This is a genomic window from Paenibacillus sp. FSL R7-0313, from assembly GCF_037969885.1.
GTDB lineage: Bacteria > Bacillota > Bacilli > Paenibacillales > Paenibacillaceae > Paenibacillus.
On record NZ_CP150219.1, the window covers coordinates 3,968,375 to 3,992,742 of the forward strand.

Genomic DNA, 24,368 nt, shown 5'->3' on the forward strand with positions numbered 1-24,368 from the left:
GAATCCGTGTCTAGCCAGAAAGGAAGAAAAGACTTCATGAAACACGAGCAATTAGCCAAAGACATTCTGTCTGGCGTTGGCGGTAAACAGAACATTAACAGCGTGGTGCACTGCGCGACCAGACTTCGTTTCAAATTAAAAAATGACAATAATGCCAAAACAGACGAACTCAAAAATCTGCCTGGAGTCATAACGGTAATGCAAAGTGGTGGACAATACCAGGTCGTTGTGGGTAACGAAGTGTCTGATGTGTATAAAGCTTTGTTACAGGTGGGTAATATGAATGCGGATGAACCGGTCTCAAGTGATGAGTCAGAATCTTCCGGTAAAAAAGAGAGTCTCTTGGGTCAGTTTATCGACTTGATCTCGGGTGTATTTACACCAATTCTCGGCTTGCTAGCTGCAACAGGGATGATCAAAGGTTTCCTGTCCATGTTTACTTCTCTCGAATGGTTGGACCCGGCTTCAGGCACATATCAATTGTTGAATGCTGCTGGTGACTGTCTGTTCTACTTCTTCCCAATCTTCCTGGGTTACACAGCAATGAAAAAATTCGGAGGATCACCATTCCTCGGGATGGCCATCGGAGCATCACTTGTATATCCGACCTTATCCGGTCTTAGTGGTGGGGAACCGCTTTATACGCTGTTTGCAGGCACATTGTTTGAATCACCGATTCATATCACGTTCCTGGGTATTCCCGTTATCTTGATGAGTTATTCCTCATCCGTCATTCCGATTATTATTGCTGCTTATTTTGGAGCAAAGGTAGAAGCGTTCTTCAAAAAGATCATTCCTTCTGTTGTGAGAACGTTCCTTACGCCATTCTTCACCATTCTGATTGTTGTACCCGTAACATTCCTCTTGATTGGTCCAATCGCAACATGGGCAAGTCAGCTGATTGGTGCCGGGGTATCGGGCATCTATGACTTGAGTCCGTTAGTAACCGGTATTGTTGTTGGTGGATTGTGGCAAGTATTGGTGATCTTCGGGTTACACTGGGGTATCGTACCCATCATGTTGCTGAATCTGTCCACTCTGAAAGCAGATCCGATTCTGGCGATGATGTTTGCTGCTTCTTTTGCTCAGATCGGTGCCGTTCTTGGCGTTATGCTTAAAACGAAAAATACCAAACTCAAATCACTGGGGGTTCCTGCCTTTGTGTCCGGGATTTTTGGTGTAACTGAGCCTGCTATCTATGGTCTTACTTTGCCACTGAAAAAACCATTTATTATGAGTTGTATTTCTTCTGCAGTAGCTGGTGGTATTATTGGATTCGCAGGTTCCAAAATGTTTGTATTTGCTTCAGGCATCTTTGGTGTTCCAGCGCTTATTAGTCCGACAGCAGGGATTAACTATGAATTCTGGATGGCCATGATTGCCACTATCATTGCTTTTGTACTAGGCTTTGTTCTCGTTTATTTTGTAGGATTCAAAGATCCTGCTAATCCGGAGGCTGTCAAACAGGCTCCAGAGCCAGTAAAAGAAGAGAAGGCTGCACTTGAGCCTAATCCAAACAATCGTTACGAAATTGCCAGCCCAATGACGGGTGAGGTGGTTCCTTTGCAAGAAATTAACGATGCTACATTTGCTGGTGAACATATGGGTAAAGGGATTGCTATTCGTCCAACCAGTGGGAGAGTTGTATCTCCGATTAATGGTGTGGTACAGACGATTTATCGTACCAAACATGCGATTGGACTTGTGGATGATCAAGGTGTAGAGATTCTAATCCATATCGGTCAGGATACGGTACAGCTCAAAGGTCAACATTTCACTGCCCATGTGAAAGACGGAGATCGTGTGAGTGTTGGTGATCTGATCGTTGAATTTGATATTCAAGCTATTATTGAGGCGGGATATGAGACCGTAACACCGATTATTGTGACCAATACGGCAGATTATTTGGACGTGGTTGCTACAACAAATCGGGAAGTGCAAGAAAAGGATAAATTGGTTACTGTTATTGGTTAATTCTGCTTCAGTGCGTATTTAGAAATGTGGACATTATGCTAAAAAGGGACGCTTTCGATGCTTTCGAAAGCATCTCTTTTTAGTATTTTAGGTCACTTTAATGCATTTATGAATTTAATAAAAATAAGTGTTGCAAACGTAGTTCAGATGTACTATGATGAGTTCAAGAAGTAAGCGCATACATCAATCGGGTTGTAACTGTTCAATCAGGCAATGCCGACCATCCTCAGTTCAGAGGGTATGGAATGCAACTTACTTTCGTTATCCAAATAATTAAATACCAATGTGTACAGCCTTACAGGGTTGCAACCGTTAAGGGCAAAACCTGAATTGCTGAATAACACGACTGATTTCCGGACGATCCGGTATGTTGTGTATGTTCAGTGGTTCAGGTTTTATTTGTTTCAAAAGTCATGGGGAGTCTACTTAGAGAGGGAGAATTACAATGAGCAACTACGATCAATTAGCTAAGGACATTCTGTCACGTGTAGGTGGTCGCGAGAACGTAAACAGTGTATTCCATTGCGTAACAAGACTGCGGTTTAAACTTAAAAATGAAAGCGTAGCCAAAACGGAAGAACTTAAAAATCTGCCAGGTGTTATTACCGTCATGCAAAGTGGTGGACAATATCAGGTCGTTATCGGCAATGAAGTGCCGGATGTATATAAAGCAGTGGTTAAAGCGGGGAATTTCCCAAGTGAAGGTCAATTTGAAGAGGAAGCAGACAACTCAGGCAAGAAAGTTGGATTGTTCAGTCGATTTATCGACATGATCTCCGGTGTGTTCACACCGTTACTCGGTTTGCTGGCTGCAACAGGTATGATCAAAGGTTTTACAGCCATGTTTTTATCCTTTGGATGGATTACGGAAACTTCTGGAACGTACCAACTGTTAAATGCAACGGGTGACTGTCTGTTCTACTTCTTCCCAATCTTCCTTGGTTATACGGCAATCAAGAAATTTGGCGGTTCACCGTTCCTGGGAATGGCGATAGGTGCTTCGTTAGTTTATCCTTCGCTGTCTGGTTTGACTGCTGGAGATCCATTGTACACCCTGTTTGCGGGTACGTTAATTGAATCACCGATTCACATTACGTTCCTGGGTATTCCAGTTATTCTGATGAGTTATTCAACATCGGTTATTCCAATCATTATTGCTACATTCTTCGCTGTTAAAATTGAAAGATTCTTTAAAAATATTATTCCTAAAGTTGTTAGCACGTTCCTTGTTCCATTCTTTACATTGCTCGTTATCGTTCCGGCAACGTTCATACTGATTGGTCCAGTATCCACTTGGGCAGGCCAGTTGATTGGTGCAGGAGCAACCGGCATCTACGATTTAAGTCCAGTGGTTACAGGTTTGCTTATCGGTGGATTGTGGCAAGTGTTTGTACTGTTTGGACTCCACTGGGGACTCGTGCCAGTCATGCTTCTTAACTTGAGTACTTCTGGGGCTGATCCGGTAATTGCCATGTCTTTTGCTGCCTCCTTTGCTCAAATCGGTGCTGTACTTGCCGTTATACTGAAAACCAAAAATACCAAATTGAAATCTTTAGGTATTCCGGCCTTCATCTCTGGGATCTTCGGTGTAACCGAGCCAGCTATCTACGGTCTGACACTTCCACTGAAAAAACCATTTATCATGAGCTGTATTGCTGGTGGTATCGGTGGTGGTATCTTGGGACTGGCCGGTTCGAAATTATACATCTTTGGTGGACTGGGAGTATTCGGATTCCCAAGTTTCATTAATAAAGCAACAGGTGTTGATTCTGGTTTCTATATGGCTCTGGTTGCATGTGGTATCGCATTTGTCCTTGGTTTTATTCTGACGTACGTGGTTGGGTTCAAAGACAAAGTGGAAGCTGCACCAGCTCCAGCTCCAGCACCTGTACTTGATCCAAATCCGAACAGCAGATACGAAATTGTAAGCCCAATGGCTGGTGAAGTTGTTGCATTGAACGAAATTAATGACATAACGTTTGCAGGAGAGCACATGGGTAAAGGGATTGCAATCCGTCCAACCAGTGGCAGAGTGGTATCTCCGATCACAGGTGTTGTTCAAACCGTATATCGTACCAAACACGCTATTGGTCTTGTAAGCGATGATGGTGTAGAGATGCTGATCCATATTGGACAGGATACGGTAAAGCTGAAAGGTCAACATTTTACAACTCATGTGAAAGATGGAGACCGTGTTAACGCTGGTGACCTGATTGTTGAGTTTGATCTACAAGCGATTAAGGATGCAGGATATGAGACAGTTACACCGATCATTGTCACTAATACTTCAAGTTATCTGGACGTTGTAGGAACAAAAGAGGCATCCGTTCATGAGAAAGATAAATTGATCACGGTATTAAGCTAATTGGAATCACAGATGGTATAGGAGGAACGTCTCAATGAATGAAAAATTTACAGCCTTCCCGGAGAATTTTCTCTGGGGAGGAGCAACCGCAGCGAATCAATTGGAAGGTGCTTATCTGGAAGGTGGGAAAGGTTTAACAACTGTAGATCTGATTCCGATTGGTGCCAATCGATGGAATATTGCCCTGGGTAACCTGGAATCGTATGAGCCAAAAGCAGGGGAATTTTATCCTTCACATGAAGCCATCGACTTCTATCATCGATATAAGGAAGATATTGCGTTATTTGCAGAAATGGGATTTAAGTGCCTGAGGCTTTCCATTGCTTGGGCACGGATTTTCCCTAATGGCGATGAAGCGGAGCCAAACGAAGCAGGCTTGCAATTTTATGATGATGTCTTTGATGAGTTATTGAAATACAATATTGAACCTGTCGTGACGATCTGCCATTTCGATGTACCTGTACATCTGGTCAAGACTTACGGCGGTTGGAAGAATCGCAAAATGGTCGATTTTTTTGAGAAATATGCGACGACATTGTTCAATCGATACAAGAATAAAGTGAAATACTGGATGACGTTTAATGAAATCAATATGTTGCTGCATCTCCCGTACATTGGAGCGGGGATTGTTCTGCAGGATGGTGAAGACAAAGATCAGGTCCTGTATCAGGCAGCACATCATGAATTGGTAGCGAGTGCACTTGCAGTTAAGGCTTGTCATCAGATCATACCGGGTGCACAGATCGGGTGTATGTTAGCCGCTGGAATGGTTTATCCATACAGCTCTAATCCAGATGATGTATGGAAGGCCATTGAGAAAGACCGCGAATCGTTCTTCTTCATCGACGTGCAGTCGAAGGGAGCATATCCGGGTTATACCAAAAGATTTTTCAGGGAAAATGATATTCGGATTGACATGCAACCGGAAGATGCAGATATATTGATGCAGAATACGGTTGATTATATCGGTTTTAGCTACTATGCAAGCCGTTGTACAAGTACGGACCCTGAGATTTTGAAAGATTCGACAGAAGGCAATGTATTTGGTTCGGTGAAGAATCCATATCTTCAAGCATCCGAATGGGGATGGACCATTGATCCGAAGGGACTTCGAATTACGCTTAATCAACTGCATGACCGCTATGGCAAACCGTTGTTTATCGTAGAAAATGGACTTGGGGCAACCGATGTGTTGTTAGATAATGACTCCGTTGAAGATGACTATCGCATCGAATATTTGAATAGTCATTTTGCCGAGATGGCTGAAGCAATCCAAGACGGTGTAGAGCTCATAGGTTACACAAGCTGGGGACCGATTGATCTGGTCAGTGCGGGTACCGGAGAGATGAAGAAACGGTATGGCTATATCTATGTAGACAGAAATAATGATGGCACGGGCACACTTCGCAGAGTGAAAAAGAAGAGTTTCCACTGGTACAAAGATGTCATTGCGAACAATGGCGCACAATATTTCTGATACAAGGTGATTGGCGCTATAGAATAGACAAAGAGCAGTCTCGTTATTATGGGATTGCTCTTTGTTTATGAGGGGATGAATTTGACCCTTGATGCGGCTTTCAGATATAATAAAGAAATGAAGAGAATCTTGTCACTTAAGAAGGGAGGAGCATCCGCTCATGAAGAAAAAATCACTTGCGTTTATATCTTCGGGATATGGATACTCCACTGCTGTCTTTTTCTAGAATCTATTCCAAGGGTGAAGTCTGCCCAAAATCGGAAGAAAACTAGGAAATAACGCAGAAAAATCTTAAGAATGATGAGGTAATCCAAATGAATATTGACAAAATTACTAGAACAAATCCAGAAAATATGCCAGCTCCTGTAGGTCAGTACACGCATATTACAAGAATCCCGAGGAATGCAGAATTATTTGTGACTTCGGGTCAAATTGGAGCAGATCATAATGGACTCTTTCCAGAGAGTCTGAATGAGCAAGTCACTAATACATTTAATAATATTAAAACAGTGCTCGAATCTGAGCGCTTAGATGCTGAACATATTATCAAAGTGAACGTATGGGCAACCGAGGAAATCGATTGGGATTTCTTATATGCCGAGTGGGGACAATTATTTAGTACGGATTATCCTGCAATGACGATTGGATATATTACGGCATTAGGTCTACCAGAGATTAAAATTGAAATAGAGCTTTGGGCAGCAAACGTGTAACATCGAATACTTTCTAACCAAACGAAGGAGCATCTCACTTACAGATGCCCCTTCGTTTTTTTATTTGTGTAAAAATGGAAAGGATATGCCATGTGTGCAATCATGAGCGATAGTAGGTGTATTATGGCACCTGCAAGCTCTGATAAGCATTCAGTCGACCATATGTCCAGTAGATCCCGGAGCCTGATACCGGATCAGAAGCGAAACACAGCGCATCCCGAATCTGAGCATTTGTTTTTCCTTGTGCAGCAAGAAGTGCAGCTACTCCAGCCACATGAGGGGCAGCCATGGACGTACCGCTAAGGTAGGCATAGGAACCACCCAGGTATGTGGATAGTATGGTATCACCCGGGGCAGCCATATCCACCCAGGAACCATAGTTGGAGAAATTGGATTTGAGATCGGAGGGGTTGGTTGAAGCAACGGCAATCACGTTGGGATACGAGGCGGGTACGATTGGGAATGAAGTGTTGTCGTTACCGGCTGCAGCAATAATCACAGCTCCTCGATCCCAAGCATATTGTACGGCAGCTTGAAGGAAAGCGTCTCCCATCGGACCACCAAGGCTCAGGTTAACAACCTGTACACCGTTATTGGCAGCATAGACAAGCCCGTTACCGACATTACCTATCGTTCCTTGCCCGCTGTTATCCAGTACTCGGAGCGGAACGATGGATGCGAGTGGTGCAGCGCCTGCAATACCCACACCATTGTTGGTAACGGAGGCAGCGATCCCAGCTACATGGGTGCCGTGACCGTTCCCGTCCTCAGGGATGTTATCATAATCAACATAATCATAACCGGGAAGGAGCTTGGAGGCCAATTCTGGATGATTCAGCTGTACACCGGTATCAATAATGGCGATTTTGACAGAGCTGTTACTCTGAGTAATGTCCCATGCAGCGGGTGCATTGATTTTGGACAGGTTATACTGATAAGGAAAGAAAGGGTCATTAGGAGTGAAGGAAGCCTCAACGAGGTAATTCGGCTCTGCATGTTCAATAAACTCATGATCTTTGTAATGTTTAAGCATCCGGTGCATTTTTTTGCGGGATTCCACACGGTACCATCCTAAATCTTCATAGGTCTCAGCGACCTTACATCTCCCTTTTTTGTGAAGGGTGTGCATCTCATCCTCGGTTGTACCTTCCTTGAATTTGACTAAGAGCTGCTTGGGAGCATGAGGGTGAAACTTGCTCTCGGCACGTCGGTCCAGATAACGATACACGAACACGATTATTGCTAGCAAAATGAAACCAAAAACACCTAACCATAACCACATGAGCGTTTCTCCCTCCAATATGGATTGTGACACGCCTTATCGTATGCGAACTCTATCAGACTGCGTGGGCACTCTTTCAATTTGGTTAGTAGTACAGATAGATTGATAGGACGGGATAAATTCGGTAAGATGAGATGAAGAGAGCCGATCTTGGCATGAACAAGATTCAAGGAGGCCAAGAAGTAGCTCCTAATACAGAGGATAAGGAATGTGGATTTATTGACACAACTTCAGAGTATACCAACAGTCACACCAGTTCAGGCACACCAGATTCATGATGCCATTGATTTTGCCATGCGTGTACGCAGAGAAGTGTTTCCAATGATGGGTCATACGAAATTGCCTGTGGACTTCGAGCAGTTCAGAGAACATTATCTGGACTCTAACGATGCGATCTTTCTTGTTGCAATGATGGGGGATGCGGGCATCGTTGGTTCTATTGGGATTTTGCCATATGATGGGCGAATTGAAGCCGTGGAAGGACGATATGAAGCTCAGTCTGCAGCCGAAATTGTGAAATGTTATGTAGATCCTGAGTATCGCAGATACGGCATTGGTTCGATGATGTTAAAGGAACTGGAGAATGTGGTGAAGGATATGCACTATACGACGCTGTATTTGCATACACATCGCTTTTTGCCAGGAGCCGTAGATTTCTGGAAACGCCAAGGGTTTACGGTTATTGCTGAGCAGGATGATGACTGGCAAACCGTACATATGGACAAGTTCGCACGTAAGTGACCATTGGAATTTATTGAAGGAAAATGACATTGTGATGGTAATGGGGGAGAAGTATACGCGGATTCTTTTGCCGGATTTTTGGAGAAGTTGATCGATCAGCGAACACCACGGAATAGGTAATTTTGTATAAGGAAAATGCCTGTCGGCACTCGCTCGGTTAGACATAGACAACATACATGATGGGGGCTAAGCAGATGAACGAAACGAAGCGGAAAATTGTTTTTATTGATATTGATGGCACATTGGTTGACGATGATGGAAGTATTCCGTTGTCAGCACAGAAGGCTTGCAAACAGGCTCGTGAGAATGGGCATCTGCTCTATTTATGTACAGGCCGATCCAAAGCAGAAATTTATGATTCCATCTGGGATGTCGGATTCGATGGTCTGATTGGTGCAGGTGGGGGTTATGTGGAGTTTGGCAAGGACGTGTTATATCACAAAAGGGTAACAGCGGAAGATGTTCGACATATGGTGGATTTTTTCAATGAAAACGGCATTGACTTCTACCTTGAATCCAATTCGGCTCTGTATGCGAGTAGCAATCTTCAACCTCACCTGGAACGCCGCATCTATGGTGATGTGGAGAATGACCCTGTAGCCAGAGAGAAGAAGGAGCTGAAACCGCACCCGTTTATTGCCGGATTAACGTATGGAGAGGCCGACCTGTATAAGGATGATGTAAACAAAGTATGTTTCTTGGAGAGCTCAGCCATCCCGTTTGAGCGGATCAAGCAAGAGTTTGAAGGGAAATTCGAAGTCATTCAGTGCACTGTGCCGATCTTTGGTGAAGGAAGTGGTGAACTGATGATCCCTGGCATTCACAAAGCGATTGCGATCGCCGATTTGTTGGAGCATCTGGGCATGTCACAGCAAGATACATTCGCCATTGGTGATGGCATGAATGATGCCGAGATGTTGGAATTTTGTAACGTCGGAATTGCCATGGGTAATGCAAAGCCTGGACTGAAAGCCATTGCAGATGATATTACTGGAACAGTAGAGGAAGATGGATTGTATCATAGTTTTGTGAAGTATGGATTGATCACTTGTTAAAGAAAACAAGGTGAGAGATAAAAACGGGTAATAGGTATATCCTTTGTCCCAAACCTTATTTAAGACCCTGCATATATTATTGCAGGGTCTTTATTTTGGTTTAAACAGATCAATTTATATTTTTACAAAAGGGTTCTCTAATCAAACCATAACATCTAAGTGAAGGAGAGAATCGAAATGGCCATTCTATCAACCGGACCTATCGAGAATAATGCCGTCAGTGATGTACGGCCAACACAACAAGTTACCGTTAAAATTGATAATAGGAATTCTCTGGATGAATCCGTTGTTTTGATACAAGGGTATAATTTGACCGCTACGAGGACTTTATATGTCAGCGAGCAGATTTCACTTGCTCCGGATCAGGTAGTGACAAGAACTTATTTTGCCAATCTTGATGCGTTTGAATTTGTCTTTACAGTTGAAGGTGTAGCTATGGAGCAGACGGAGATTTCCGTGTGGGGCAAAAATGAAACTGGTCAGCTAGTTGCCGCACATCGATTAGTCTCTTCTGAACTTGAAATGGAGGGAGATAACACACCAGTCAACCGCATTTATGTTGCGAATTTTAATAGTAACGATGTCTCCGTCATTAATGGCGAAACCTATACCGTGATTGCTACTGTTCCGGTCGGGATTAATCCAAACGGAGCGGGCGCCAATCCGTTAACCAATCGAGTTTATATAAGCAATCAAGATGACAATACCATTTCTGTGATCGATGGCGAAACGAATACGGTGATTGCTACCATTCCGGTGGGGGCACGTCCGTTCGCAGTAGGTATAAATCCGTAGAAAGGTGAGGGGATTCGGATGAAAGAAGTTATAACGGCTTCAGACTTAATGGAGCAGCTGATCAACATGAACAAAGAAAATTCTGTATGTCAAGTTAGGATTCCAGGTAAGGGGCTGTATGTAATTGTATTACAGGACGACTATTCAACTGTGCCATCTTCAGATCAGATGTTGAGTGATAAAGAGAACGAAGTGAGCGAAAAAATCGGATCTGAAATAAAGAGGAATCCGTTTCTCTGAGGATAAGGAGAATCGTGAGTCTTGAATGATCAGATCAGAATGGAACAGGCATCTCCTCAATGGAGGTGTCTATTTGCATTAGTACTCAGACTACAGACAAGATCCAGTAAAGAACAACACTAAATGTTCCAATACAGAGGCCAACGAGGAGCCCAAAAAGAATCACGAATTTTTTTCCGTTCATAGATATAGATGACCCTCCTTTTGACTTTATTATTGCATAACTCCCAATGAAAGTTTATTATAAATTTTGCAAACAAGGAATTTATTGGTTTTAAGTTGTCGGAGTGCATGAAATATAAAGTTTATACATGGAGGATGCTGGATGAGTAATGTAGCTCTGTTGTTTCCTGGACAAGGTTCTCAGGTGGTTGGGATGGGTAGAGACTTTTGGAATAACTTCGATGTAGCTAAAAAGCTATTTGAAGAAGCCAGTGATGCTATTTCTTTCGATTTAAGAAAACTTTGTTTTGAAGGCAGTATGAATGATTTGACAATGACGATGAACGCGCAGCCTGCACTTTTGACTGTAAGTGTCATTGCTTATCAAGTTTATATGCAAGAAATAGGGATGGGACCCACTTATTTGGCTGGGCATAGTTTGGGAGAATATTCGGCTTTGGTATGCGCTGGTGTTCTATCTTTTCGTGACGCTATTAAACTTGTGAGACAACGAGGGATCATTATGCACAATGCAGACCCGCATCAGCAAGGGACCATGGTGGCCATTTCACACATTCAATTAGACACACTTCAAAACATATGCGAAGAAGTTTCAACAAAAGAACACCCTGCCTGTGTGGCTTGTATGAACGCTGACCAACAGTTTGTCATTTCGGGACATCGGCACTCTATACAAGAAATTATTAAAAGGACAGAATCCCTGGGAACGAAACATTCTTATATCAATGTAAGTGGTCCCTATCATTCTCCCATGATGCAAACCGCAGCAGAACAATTCAAAGTTGAATTGGATCGATATCAATATGCCCATGCAAAATACCCGATTATTTCAAATGTTACAGCAGCACCCTATGAGTGTGATCGATCTGTCGTGGATTACTTAAACATGCAGATGACGATGCCTGTAAGATGGTCAGAGTCTATGCTTTATCTGGTTGAAAATGGGGTTACTGAAGTTATAGAGTTGGGTTCTAAACATGTGTTAGTTAGTCTTATGAGTAAAATAACGAAGGGTACTGTACCTTATTCCCTTGGTCAGCCTTCCGATTTACTAATGCTTACAAATACACAAGAAAGGAAGAATAAGCGGTTAACGATTCGTAAAAAGTTGTTATCAGAACTAATGGTAACCGCACTCATTTCACGGAATTATAACCAAGATTCGATAGCATATACCCAAACGGTTGAGCCGTTATTTCATCAATTACAACGGGTAAAGGAACAAATACACAAGAATGGATACAAACTTAGCGAAGAAGAGATAAATGATGCTCTACAGGTATGTCATTCGATTCTTACAGCGAAACAAATTTCAATAGATGAATCTGCGTTAATTAATGCAATCTAGTACGTTTTGTTTGCTCACAAGACCTCTAGAACATTCCAGGCTATCTCATTATGAGGTGGTCTGTTTGTCGTTGGATACGCTCTGAAGTTGTTGAATATTCAGACGTTTTGTCATCAATATGTAAAAAAATGAGCTATTCAATCTCTATATTTTACCATATAGTAACAATAAATTGATTGATTTTACATATATTTCTATGGTAAAATTTTGCTTGAAATATGTGTAAATAATTAGATAAGCATGATAGAGAAGATATATTTGGAGGAGAGATATGTATACTAACCAGTTTCAAACATTAGTGGATGTGATCCGCGACAGAGGTAAAATAACGGACCGCGGTATTCGTTTTATCGATGCGGACAAACGTGAAACTTTTATATCTTATCATCAATTATTTACTGAAGCACATGGGTATTTAGGTTATCTACAAGCCATCGGAATTAAACCTAAACAAGAGATTATTTTTCAGATCCAAGAGAACAAACGCTTTTTAGTCGCATTCTGGGCTTGTTTACTAGGTGGAATGATCCCCGTACCTGTAAGTATTGGTGAAGATGAAGAACAAAACTTGAAGGTATGCCGTATATGGGAATTGCTAAATAACCCCTTCATGATTGCATCTGAAAAGGTACTGGATAAACTGAGAAAGTTCGCTTTAGAACATAAATTACTGGATTTGCATCATCAACTAGAGTCTAGAACGGAAATGATACAAGACCACGTATATGATTATAAATCTGTAAAATATGATGAGCCTAAGCCAGATGACTTGGCATTTATTCAATTTTCTTCCGGATCAACCGGCGACCCCAAGGGTGTTATGCTGACCCATCGAAACCTCATTTATAATGCTAGTGCTGCTATTAATGGCACACAAATTAGTCTAAACGATAGTTTTCTCTCCTGGATGCCCCTTACCCATGATATGGGTTTGATTGGATTTCATCTCGTACCCCTCGTGGCAGGAATTCATCAGTACTTGCTTCCAACGGAATTATTTATCCGCAAACCGATTCTATGGATGAAAAAAGTAAATGAACACAAAGCAACCATACTGTCTTCCCCTAACTTTGGTTATAAATATTTCCTGAATTTCTTTCGCGAAGACAAAGCGGAGGGATGGGATCTGTCATCTGTCAGAGTCATCTATAATGGGGCGGAACCTATATTACCCGAAGTGTGTGATGAATTCCTAAATGTATTGTCAGCATATCACTTAAAGAAAACAGCCATGTTTACCGTATATGGATTAGCAGAGGCCTCTGTTGCCGTTTCCTTTCCCAAGGTAGAAGAAGAATTTACTGCGGTGTACGTTCACCGGGAACATCTGAACTTAGGGGAGCGTGTCATCGAAGTCGAGAAACATGCTGAACATGTGGCATCATTTGTTGCCGTTGGCGAGGCAGTTGATTATTGCCATGTTAGAATTTGCGATGAGGAAATGAACAGTGTTCCCGATTTGGTTATTGGAAAAATTGAAATCAAGGGGGATAACGTCACCCAAGGTTATTATAATAATTCACTAGCAACGGAGAAGTTATTAACGCGCGACGGATGGGTGAATACGGGCGATCTGGGTTTCATCATGAACGGAAAACTGGTTGTAACAGGGCGGGAAAAAGACATTATCTTTATCAATGGTAAAAATGTATATCCCCATGACATTGAACGTGTTGCCATACAATTACATGATATTGAACTTGGAAGAGTTGCTGCTTGTGGTGTGTATGATTCGAATAGTCAAAGTGAAGAAATTATTGTGTTTGTCGTGTACAAAAAAAAGATCGAACACTTCCTGCCTCTTGTTAAAGAAATCAAAAGACATCTATATAAACAAGGGGGATGGAGTGTCAAAGAGGTACTGCCCATCAAAAAATTACCCAAAACAACAAGTGGGAAAATCCAGCGGTATCAGTTAGCCAAGCAGTATGAAGCAGGCAAATTCTCAACAGAATCTGCATTCATCCATGACTGGATCAAGAATGACAATGACAAGGCAAAAGAAGTGGCTGCTGTTTCGGTTCGAGTCATAGAACGTGAATTGATTTCACTATTTTCTGAAGTGCTGGTTGGGAAAAAGGTTGAACTTGAGGATAGCTATTTTGATATGGGTGCAACTTCATTACAGCTGGCCCAAATCGCTGAACGTATAGAACAAAAATACGGAGAAGAACTTGCTGTTACGGACCTCTTTACCTATCCCTCGATAACTGAATTGGCAGCATATCTGGCTAGAGGCTACAGCGAGACCATGCAAGTCAACAAAACTCAAGAGGATCATACGCCATCCAAAGATGTTGCTATTATCGGTATGTCTTTGAATCTCCCTGGTGCATCAAATGCAGGCGATTTTTGGCGTGTTTTGGAAAATGGAACGCATAACATTCGGGACTACCCGGAAAGTCGGATAAAAGACGCAGCGGATTATATACAATCCATGCAAAGTGAAATGAGCGAAATTCAATGGATCAAGGGTGGTTACTTGGATCAAATTGATCAATTCGACTATTCTTTCTTTGGCATAACCCCAAAAACTGCACAATTTATGGACCCGAATCAAAGGATGTTCTTGCAAACGGCATGGCATACGATTGAAGATGCTGGCTATGCAGGGGAAGGAATTAATGGAAGAAATGTAGGCGTCTACGTGGGGTATTCCAAAGTTGGATATGATTACGAACGGCTCGTTACGGCGAGTTACCCCGCAGAACTCAAAAATTATATCATTGGAAATTTACCATCTGTACTTGCGAGCAGAATTGCATATTTCTTGAATTTAAAAGGCCCGGCCTTAACGATTGATACCGCTTGTTCCTCCTCACTTGTTGCTGTTCACATGGCATGTAAAGGATTGCTCGCTGGAGACTGCGAAATGGCAATCGCAGGAGGCATTCGAACAGCATTATTACCGATTAGTATCGGACTGGATATGGAATCTCCAGATGCATTGACGAGAACGTTTAGCGAAGATGCCAACGGCACGGGATTTGGTGAAGGTGTTGGGTCGGTCATGTTGAAGCCAATGCAGCAAGCGATTAAGGACGGGGATCATATCTATGGTGTGATTAAGGGAAGTGCGATTAATCAGGATGGCAAGACGGTAGGAATCACAGCACCTAACCCGGAGTCACAGACCAATGTGATCGAACAGGCATGGAAAGAAGCCGGCATTTCTCCTGATACGCTTAACTTTATTGAAGCACATGGAACAGGGACAAAATTAGGTGATCCGGTTGAGTTCAATGCTTTGCGTAAAGCTTTTGAGAAATATACGGATCGGAAACAATTTTGTGCAATCGGATCTGCCAAAGCTAACATTGGACATGGCTTTGAAGCAGCGGGGATCGCTGGATTAATTAAATCTATTCTTATGTTTCAACATAGAAAGATTCCACCATTAGTTCACTTTGACAAGCCCAATCCCCTGCTTAAGTTTGAAGCTTCACCTTTTTATGTGAATCAGGAATTAATGGCTTTTGGTGAAGAAGAGGGCCCATTACGATGCGGGGTTAGTTCTTTTGGTTTCAGTGGTACCAATGCGCATGTGGTCCTCGAAGAATATGTTCCCTCCCAAACAGTAGATAAAAGGATGTCCCAAGAGCCTAATCTATTTGTTCTGTCTGCTGCCACGGAACGGGCGCTGGATGAATTGGTCAGAACGTATCATGAATATCTAACCGATCACACGAATGTTTCCATTCAACAAATCTGTTATACAGCCAGTACGGGAAGGGCTAATCTGGATTATCGGCTTGCCATCGTAGTCACGAGTACACAAAAATTACATGAAAAATTGAAACGAATTGCAAGCGGAGAGAGCAAACTGTCAAATGTTTATTTTGGTTATGCCAAAAAAGACAAAACGCTTGTTAGCGATCATCTCTATGTTCAGGGAAAGGCAGAATCTTTAAATGAACTCGGTCAGTTATTTACACAGGGGGCAGTGATAGATTGGGAAAGGTTTTATAACCATGAAGTCATTTCGAAAATTCCATTGCCGTTATACCCATTTGAACAGAAACGGTGTTGGATTGAAGTTAAACAGCCGATACCAGCGGAGCATAGGTCTGGGAGGAGTGAGGTTCAAATGGAGATGAATACAAACGATATTGAATTAAAGATTAAAACAAGCATCAGTCGTGCATCTGGTTTGAAGTTGGAAGAGCTGGATCATCAAGCTCATTTTCTCCAAATGGGATTGGATTCCATCATTCTTGTGCAAATTCAGAAGGAGATCTCAGAGCTGTTCCGTTTGGATATCCCGATGGAAATGTTTTTTGAAACCCTTACAAATATTAATTCCTTAGTTAAGTATGTGTCAGAGAATATAAAGCATCATGATGTATCTGAAAATATAAACAATCAAACAGTGCACGAGCATACTGAACAACGAAATCTGGCATCTGTGAACAATATAAACACGGCAAAATCATCAGGGAATGTGTCGGAACAAATTGTGATGTCTGCCATTCAGCTTATGGAATCTCAATTAAAAAGTTTGAATGTGCTGTTAGGCGAACAAATGAATGCTGTTCAATCACCTCTTTTGGAAATGAAACATCATGAAACCAAACATAATGAAACCAAACCAACCAAAGAGATCCAACCCAATTCGGATTCGAAGGAAGCTAAACCTTTTATACCGTATCAATCGTTGAAGATTCATGAAGAGAGCGGATTATCACCGCTTCAGAACCAGTATGTTGAACAATTTATAGCCAAGTATACCGCAAGAACCAAAGGCTCCAAATTAAAAACAGGCCAAACACGTTTAGTCCATGCGAATAATCGCAATGTATCCGGATTTCGCTCGTATTGGAAGGAAATGGTGTATCCCATCATTTCAACGCGTGCAGAGGGATCTAAGTTATGGGATCTGGATGGGAACGAGTATTTGGATCTGACGATGGGATTTGGTGTAAATCTATTTGGTCATAATCCAGCTTTTATTCAAAATGTAATAGCAGATAGCCTCCAGGAACAATTGCCTCCATTGGGCCCTATGTCAGATTTGGCAGGAGATGTTGCAGCTAAAATTTCCGAGCTGACGGGTGTAGAGCGTGTCGCATTTTATAATTCAGGAACAGAAGCTGTCATGGTTGCACTTCGTTTAGCAAGGGCAGCAACGGGGCGTTCCAAAGTTGTATTATTTTCAGGATCTTACCACGGTACACATGACGGCGTGTTGGGTGTAGCGAATCCTGGGGATGTTTTATCGTCTGCGCTGCCTATGGCTCCTGGTATTGTAAATAGCGCTATGGAAGATTTGATTATTCTTAATTATAACCATCCGCAATCACTGGATATGATTCAGAACCTGGGTGATGAATTGGCTGCTGTGCTTGTAGAGCCGGTGCAAAGTCGAAGACCTGATCTGCAGCCTACACAATTCTTACGGGAACTTAGAGAGATCACGAAACAGTTTGGCATTGCACTTATTTTCGATGAGGTCATCACTGGATTCAGAATTGGATTGGGTGGAGCGCAGGAATGGTTTGGCGTTCAAGCAGATTTGGTTACGTATGGGAAAGTGGTCGGTGGCGGGCTGCCTATTGGCATAGTCGCCGGTAAGGCTGAATTTATGAATCCGGTAGATGGTGGAACCTGGAACTTTGGTGATAATTCTTACCCTTCCGATGCAGATAAGAAAACGTTTGTCGGTGGAACCTTCTGTACACACCCTCTTACGATGAGAGTGATGTTAACGGTACTACAATATCTTCAATCTGAAGCAGAAACCTTATATAAGGAATTAAATGAAAAAACAGATTATCTTGTAAAAGAATTAAATGCGTTTTTCAAAACAGCGAATGTACCGATGCAAATGGTGAACTATGGATCTTTATTTCGATTTATATCATTTGGAGATATGGAATTATTCTTCTACCATTTAATTTATAAAGGTTTATACATTTGGGAAGGTCGTAACTGTTTTATATCGACTGTGCATTCCATGGGTGACATGGATACGATAATCAGAATCGTGAAAGAGACGATCCATGAACTACGCGAGTGGGGGTTTATCCCTGGTAAATCGCCTGTTTCGGAATATCCGCTCTCTTTAGAGCAAAAACAATTATTGTTAACTTCATTACATGGGGAAGATGCGAATGCTGCATTAAACCAGAGTGTTATTTTAAAAATGACAGGCGGAATAGAGCCTTCCACACTGGATCAGGCCGTGAATCAGATCGCACAGCGTCATGAAGCCCTAAGAACAGTCATTCATGCCGATCGTGAAACACAACAAATCAGATCCGTAATGGAATTTCAATGTACATGGTTGAATTTCTCGGCATATGCGGGTGAGGATCAAGAACGGGAAATTTCCAATTGGTTATCTGCCGATGCAAATGAAGCCTTCGATTTACAGTCTGGGGAACCTCTATTTAGAATCACCTTGCTTAAAAAGGCAGCCGATCAATACCTTATGGTGCTGACATTTCATCATATTGTTGTAGATGGCTGGTCGATTGCTGTATTCATTCAAGAGTTGGAACATACCTATTCTGCTCTTGTCCGAGGGGTTACGGTTCAATTACCTGAAGCCACTCCATTCCGTGAGTATTTAAGCTGGCAACGACTTGAAGATGAAAAAGGGTCATTTAACGAAGGAGTCCAGTTCTGGAAAGAACAATTTTCCTTATCCTATCCCAACATTACACTTCCAACGGTACAGTCCGGTGATGTGCCCAGGGGATATTCTGGTGAAAGGTATTCCATCAAGCTGGATCATCAATTAACGGAGTCTTTGCGAACGTTAAGTATAAATAATAAGAGCAGTTTGTTTGTAATGATGTTTGCAGCGTTTCATTTATATTTGCATCAACTAACAGGGCAGTCTCACCTTGTCATTGGCGTGCCTACAGCGGGTCAGTCTCACATGCGAAAAAATGCGCTGATTGGCAACTGTGTCAACATTGTACCTGTTCATCATGCCTTGTTAATGAAGCAGTCCGTTGTAGAGCATGTTCTTCAGCTCAAGGAAACGCTGGCTCTTGTCATGAAACATCAGCATGTTCCATTGACTCTCGTATCCGAACAGCTTGCTCATATGACTGCACCGGATACACGGATTTTATTCAATATGGACAGAACCATTCATCATCTTCAATTTGAAAATATCGAGACTGAATTCATGTCGTATCCGATCAAACATATTTCTTACGATTTGTTTCTTAATATTACGGATGTTAGCCATGAATTGTACCTGGATTTTGATTACAATACCGATCTCATTGGACCTGAGATGATGAAACTGTGGTCCGAAGGATTTAAGGTTTTACTTCAAAGTATGGTGAGTCATCCAGAGGCTGAAATTTCGTCTTTGACGTTGTTCTCATCCGATCAACAGGACCAATTACAGGAAATGTATACTCGGTTTGTTACGGAGCGTCTTCCTCACGTTAATCATGCAGCCATATTCGAGCTTCCAGTCAATGACGTGGAGAAAAAGCTGGCTTTGATCTGGGAGGACGTATTATCCCTCGATCAAGTGGGGAGACATGATCACTTTTTTGATCTCGGAGGAAACTCGCTCAAGGCGACAGTAATGCTATCCAAGGTACATGAGCAGTTTCAACACAAAATTTCAATCGTTCAATTCTTCCAAAAGCAACGTCTGAAAGAGCTTGCCAGTCTGATTACAGGCGAGAACGAGGAAACATTCATTCCAATCAAGGCATTGGACGTGAAGGAGTTCTATGAGACGTCAGCTGCACAACAGCGAATCTACTTTCTGGATCAATTTGAGCCGAATAGTGTGTTTCAGAACATGTGCGGCCATATTACGGTCACAGGAAATATCGATGAAGCTAAATTGATTTCGTCATTGGAACAAATCGTGCACCGTCACGAAGCTTTTCGCACCAGTTTCCATCTGATGGATGGAGAGCTTTACCAGCGTATTGCTCCAACGATTGATTTTGAAGTGAAACGATCTCAGGAAAGCTCTGCTTCATTTGAACAACATGTTAAGGCGTTTGCAAAACCATTTGATTGCTCCAAAGCGCCATTAATACGTGCCGAATTCATTCGTGTAAACGATGATCATGCAGAGATTCTCATTGAGATGCATCATATTATATCGGACGGATATTCCGTTGGCATTCTTGCGAATGAACTGATCGATGAATATGACGGAAGAAACATGCCGGATATTGATATTGAATACAAAGACTTTGCAGCTTGGCAGAAAGAATTTCTGGCGGGGGAGTCTTATAAGCAGCAAGAAAAATATTGGCTGGATCAATTCAAAGGAGAACTCCCGAACCTTAATCTGCCTACTGATTTTGTTCGGACACCTCATTTGACTTCGGCAGGTTCAAGATTGTCATTTGTGTTGGACGCACACTTGAAGCAGTCGCTGGAGAAACTTGCGAAACAAACGGGAACTACGATGTTTATGGTGTTATTGGCAGCGTATAATGTGCTGCTTCATCAATATACGGATCAAGAAGACTTGATTGTAGGTACACCAACATCAGGAAGAAACCATCCGGATGTCGAGAATATGATAGGTGTCTTTATCCAGACGGTAGCGATTCGATCACAGCCGGTGGGGAATAAGTCGTTTCGATCCTATCTCGAGGAAATTAAAAAACAATCCCTGGATGCATTGGATAACCAGGACTATCTTTTTGACAATCTTGTAGAGAAATTAAACACACATCGTGATACCACTGGGACAGCGCTTTTTAATACAATGTATATCTTCTTAAATACCGCGTTGAATCAACGGCAAGAACAGGATTGCAGCTTTAAAGTTAGAGAATTAAATGTCGGTGTATCGTTATATGATCTGATGTTCATCGTTGAGGATGATAATGAGTGTCTGGAAATGCACTTTAATTACAAGACGGGACTGTTTGAACGGGACACCATCGACAGGATGAAAACACATCTGTTCAACATCCTTAGAGACATTGTGATTGAACCGGATGCTACCCTGTCCGATATTCAAATGCTGTCTGAACATGAGCAGCACGTTCTTTTACATGAGTTTAATGATACCAACATAGCGTATTCACGGAATCAGACCATTCAGGAGTTATTCGAAGCACAGGTGGAACGGACACCCGATCAATTAGCCGTCGCTTTTGGAGATGAGCAATGGACGTATCGTCAATTGAATGAACGGGCGAATCAGTTGGCATATACGCTTAGAGCTGAGGGAGTGCAGCAGGATCAATTTGTAGGTATTCTGACAGATCGTTCGGTTGATATGATCGTTGGCATCTTTGGCATTCTAAAAGCAGGCGGGGCGTATGTACCGATTGATCCGGATTCTCCTGAAGAGCGTATCCGCTATATCCTGCATGATTCGGGGGCAACGTTGTTAGTCACGCAAAAACATTTGAAGCAGTTGGTATCGTTTAATGGAAAAATGATTGATTTGGACGATGAAGAAACCTATGTAGCTAATCTGTCGAATCTGGAACCGGCCGGGGATTCCGAGCAGTTGGCTTATGTGATCTATACTTCAGGCACAACAGGCATGCCAAAAGGTGTGATGATCGAACATCGTCAGGTTCATCACTTGGTTAAAGCGTTGTACAGTCAAGTTATAGATGATCAGCATAGCGGTTTGCATGTCGCTTTACTTGCGCCTTACTATTTCGATGCATCTGTGAAGCAGATTTTTGGCGCACTGCTGTCAGGACATGCCTTGTTCATTGTAGACAAGGACACGGTACTGGATGGACAAGATTTAATGAATTATTATCAGCACCATCAAATTGATTTGACGGACGGAACACCTGCGCACCTGAAATTGCTTTCGAAGGCAAAAAACGTTCAAGGCATATCGCTAAAATATATGCTCATTGGCGGTGAAGCTCTTTCTCAGCAAAGTGTAAATGATATCACATCATTATTTGCTCTCAATCATATAACGCCTCCAACCATAATTAATGTGTACGGTCCAACAGAATGTTGTGTGGATGTTGCGACATACCATGTACTTCCAGAACACCTGGATACAGCGAATCAACGGGCTCACCTACCGATTGGTCGAACATTAGGAAATAATCGCCTGTATGTATTAAACAAACATGGCAAAGTTCAGCCTGTAGGCGTCGTAGGGGAATTATGTATCTCTGGCGATGGGGTTGGTAGAGGATACTTGAATTTACCTGAGCTGACAGCAGAAAAATTTGTACGTGATCCGTTTGTCCAGGGAGCTACAATGTACAAAACGGGAGATTTGGTGAGATGGCTTCCCGATGGCCATATCGAGTATCTGGGAAGAATGGATCACCAAATTAAGATTCGCGGATATCGGATCGAAGTAGGAGAAGTCGAAGCGGCGCTGTTAGATCTAGAGTGTGTGAAAGAAGTTATCGTCATTGCACATGAGGATGATCACGGGGACAAATCGTTATGTGCATACTTTACAGCGGATTCCACGCTGACGGTGGGAGAGTTAAAACAAAGCCTCTCTAAGGCGTTGCCGAATTACATGGTTCCAGCCTACTTTATACAATTGGATCATATGCCTCTCACAGCGAACGGGAAAATCGATCGCAAATCGCTTCCGAGTCCAGAAGAAAACATACAAACGGGAAGTGAATATATAGAACCCCAAACTGGGGTGGAAAAACAGTTGCTGCCTATTTGGCAGGATGTGCTTGCCGTGAAAAAAATCAGTGTAAAAGACCATTTTTTTGATGTAGGAGGCAACTCTTTACGTGCGACCAAGCTGGCCGCCAAAATCAATCAAAAGCTGAATATCCACATATCGGTAAGAAACGTCTTTGAATGGCAGACCATTGAACAGATGGCTCAATCTATTGAACAAATGGAACAGGATGTATTAGTGTCCATTCCTCAAGTAGAGGAAAAAGAATATTATCCTATTTCTTCGGCGCAAATGAGAATGTACATTATGAGCATCAAAGCTGGCAAGGAACTCATGTACAACATGTCAGGTATGTTTATGTTGGAAGGATCGCTTGATCGGATCAGATTGGAAGAAGCATTCCAACAATTGATTCATCGTCATGAATCGCTTCGGACTGGATTCAAAGTCATACACGGGGAACCGAAACAGATCGTATACCCTAAAGTTAACTTTGGAATTGAATTGATCGAGTCAACGGAAGAAGAGATAGAAGATCGAATTGAACAGTTTGTTCGCACATTTGATCTCGGGCAAGCACCTCTTATGAGGGTGGGACTTATTGAACTTCAGCAGGAGCGTCATGTATTGCTGGTAGATCTCCACCATATCATTGCAGACGGACTATCCGTGCATCTTCTGATGACTGAACTGAGCCAGTTCTATAAAGGAGAGGAGCTATCTCCTCTTCGAATTCAGTATAAGGAGTATGCTGAATGGCAGCAAATGCAACTTCATAGTGAGCGGATGAAAAAGCAGGAGAAGTATTGGCTTACTGTGTTTGGTGAGAGTATCCCGCTATTGGATCTGCCAACAGACTACGAAAGACCTGAAACGCTAAGCTATGCGGGAGATGTATTGGACATTGTTTTGCAGGAAGACATTCTTCCAGGCTTAAGGAACATGGAAGTACGGACAGGAACAACGCTATATATGATTCTATTAGCCGCCTATACGATTCTATTATCTAAATACAGCGGGCAAGAAGATATCATTGTAGGCACGCCGATTGCAGGCAGGACACATGCTGAGCTGGAGCCGGTTATGGGGATGTTTGTGAACACACTGGCTATTCGAAATTATCCTGCAGGGGATAAAACATTCACGGAGTATCTGCTGGAAGTGAAAGAAAATATGTTGAACGCATATGAGAATCAGGATTATCCGTTTGAAGAATTGATTGAGAAAGTAAATGTAACCAAAGATGCTCGGAGGAATCCGTTGTTTGACACCATGTTTGTATTGCAGAATACAGATGCTTCAGAGATTCAGATGGATGGAGTAACCTGTAAGCCTTATGCTCCAAATACGAGAGTATCCAAATTCGATTTAACGCTGTATGTTACCGAATTGCAACACAAGTTAGAAGTGGCCTTTGAATACAGTACGATTTTATTTGAGAAAACAACGATTGAAGCGATGTCACAAAATCTGTTGGTCATATTAACAACCATTGCCAACGACCCTCATATTGAGATCAACAAGATTCAATTGGTTGAAGAATTAATAGACGGGGATACGCTGGCTGATCTAATTGAAGTAGATTTCTAGAATAACTAAAAATATAAATGTGATCG

At 42.3% G+C, this 24,368-nt stretch carries 11 protein-coding genes; 10 read left to right on the top strand and 1 reads right to left on the bottom strand.

Translation table 11 applies throughout. The features are described from left to right. The first annotated feature begins 36 nt into the window (after window positions 1–36). The 4 genes from NSQ38_RS17540 to NSQ38_RS17555 all read left to right on the top strand — a co-directional run bounded on the left by NSQ38_RS17540 (window position 37) and on the right by NSQ38_RS17555 (window position 6,529). Window positions 37–1,974, top strand: a complete 1,938-nt coding sequence (locus tag NSQ38_RS17540; protein WP_339783173.1) for a beta-glucoside-specific PTS transporter subunit IIABC — start codon at window positions 37–39, stop codon at window positions 1,972–1,974. A gap of 445 nt (window positions 1,975–2,419) precedes the next feature. After that, window positions 2,420–4,339, top strand: a complete 1,920-nt coding sequence (locus tag NSQ38_RS17545) for a beta-glucoside-specific PTS transporter subunit IIABC (protein WP_339783174.1) — start codon at window positions 2,420–2,422, stop codon at window positions 4,337–4,339. Window positions 4,340–4,373: 34 nt separating this feature from the next. Next, a complete protein-coding gene (gene ascB / locus NSQ38_RS17550; protein ID WP_339783176.1) occupies window positions 4,374–5,816 on the top strand; it encodes a 6-phospho-beta-glucosidase in 1,443 nt (480 codons plus the stop codon). A 314-nt stretch (window positions 5,817–6,130) separates the two neighbouring features. Then, a complete protein-coding gene (locus NSQ38_RS17555) occupies window positions 6,131–6,529 on the top strand; it encodes a RidA family protein (protein ID WP_339783178.1) in 399 nt (132 codons plus the stop codon). A gap of 121 nt (window positions 6,530–6,650) precedes the next feature. On the opposite strand, the gene NSQ38_RS17560 is transcribed toward NSQ38_RS17555, so the two are convergent. Then, window positions 6,651–7,811, bottom strand: coding sequence for a S8 family peptidase (locus NSQ38_RS17560; protein ID WP_339783180.1), 1,161 nt, complete (start codon window positions 7,809–7,811; stop codon window positions 6,651–6,653). A gap of 210 nt (window positions 7,812–8,021) precedes the next feature. Between NSQ38_RS17560 and NSQ38_RS17565 the strand changes: the two genes are divergently transcribed. The 6 genes from NSQ38_RS17565 (at window position 8,022) to NSQ38_RS17590 (ending at window position 24,342) form a co-directional block, all read left to right on the top strand. Continuing rightward, a complete protein-coding gene (locus NSQ38_RS17565; RefSeq protein ID WP_339783182.1) occupies window positions 8,022–8,552 on the top strand; it encodes a GNAT family N-acetyltransferase in 531 nt (176 codons plus the stop codon). 194 nt (window positions 8,553–8,746) lie between these two features. Beyond that, window positions 8,747–9,607, top strand: coding sequence for a Cof-type HAD-IIB family hydrolase (locus NSQ38_RS17570; protein ID WP_339783184.1), 861 nt, complete (start codon window positions 8,747–8,749; stop codon window positions 9,605–9,607). Between the two features lie 177 nt (window positions 9,608–9,784). Beyond that, window positions 9,785–10,402, top strand: a complete 618-nt coding sequence (locus tag NSQ38_RS17575) for a YncE family protein (protein ID WP_339783186.1) — start codon at window positions 9,785–9,787, stop codon at window positions 10,400–10,402. An 18-nt stretch (window positions 10,403–10,420) separates the two neighbouring features. Further along, a complete protein-coding gene (locus tag NSQ38_RS17580) occupies window positions 10,421–10,642 on the top strand; it encodes a hypothetical protein (protein WP_339783187.1) in 222 nt (73 codons plus the stop codon). 325 nt (window positions 10,643–10,967) lie between these two features. Next, on the top strand, window positions 10,968–12,173 hold the full coding sequence (gene fabD / locus NSQ38_RS17585; RefSeq protein WP_339783189.1) for an ACP S-malonyltransferase: 1,206 nt from the start codon (window positions 10,968–10,970) through the stop codon (window positions 12,171–12,173). A 271-nt stretch (window positions 12,174–12,444) separates the two neighbouring features. Continuing rightward, window positions 12,445–24,342, top strand: a complete 11,898-nt coding sequence (locus tag NSQ38_RS17590; protein WP_339783190.1) for an amino acid adenylation domain-containing protein — start codon at window positions 12,445–12,447, stop codon at window positions 24,340–24,342. Window positions 24,343–24,368: the final 26 nt, after the last annotated feature.

Bases quoted from the DNA above. Each gene is read 5' to 3' on its own strand.
- ascB (WP_339783176.1), top strand. From the start codon at position 4,374: ATGAATGAAAAATTTACAGCCTTCCCGGAGAATTTTCTCTGGGGAGGA.
- fabD (WP_339783189.1), top strand. From the start codon at position 10,968: ATGAGTAATGTAGCTCTGTTGTTTCCTGGACAAGGTTCTCAGGTGGTT.
- NSQ38_RS17555 (WP_339783178.1), top strand. From the start codon at position 6,131: ATGAATATTGACAAAATTACTAGAACAAATCCAGAAAATATGCCAGCT.
- NSQ38_RS17580 (WP_339783187.1), top strand. From the start codon at position 10,421: ATGAAAGAAGTTATAACGGCTTCAGACTTAATGGAGCAGCTGATCAAC.
- NSQ38_RS17570 (WP_339783184.1), top strand. From the start codon at position 8,747: ATGAACGAAACGAAGCGGAAAATTGTTTTTATTGATATTGATGGCACA.
- NSQ38_RS17545 (WP_339783174.1), top strand. From the start codon at position 2,420: ATGAGCAACTACGATCAATTAGCTAAGGACATTCTGTCACGTGTAGGT.
- NSQ38_RS17590 (WP_339783190.1), top strand. From the start codon at position 12,445: ATGTATACTAACCAGTTTCAAACATTAGTGGATGTGATCCGCGACAGA.
- NSQ38_RS17560 (WP_339783180.1), bottom strand. From the start codon at position 7,811: ATGTGGTTATGGTTAGGTGTTTTTGGTTTCATTTTGCTAGCAATAATC.
- NSQ38_RS17575 (WP_339783186.1), top strand. From the start codon at position 9,785: ATGGCCATTCTATCAACCGGACCTATCGAGAATAATGCCGTCAGTGAT.
- NSQ38_RS17540 (WP_339783173.1), top strand. From the start codon at position 37: ATGAAACACGAGCAATTAGCCAAAGACATTCTGTCTGGCGTTGGCGGT.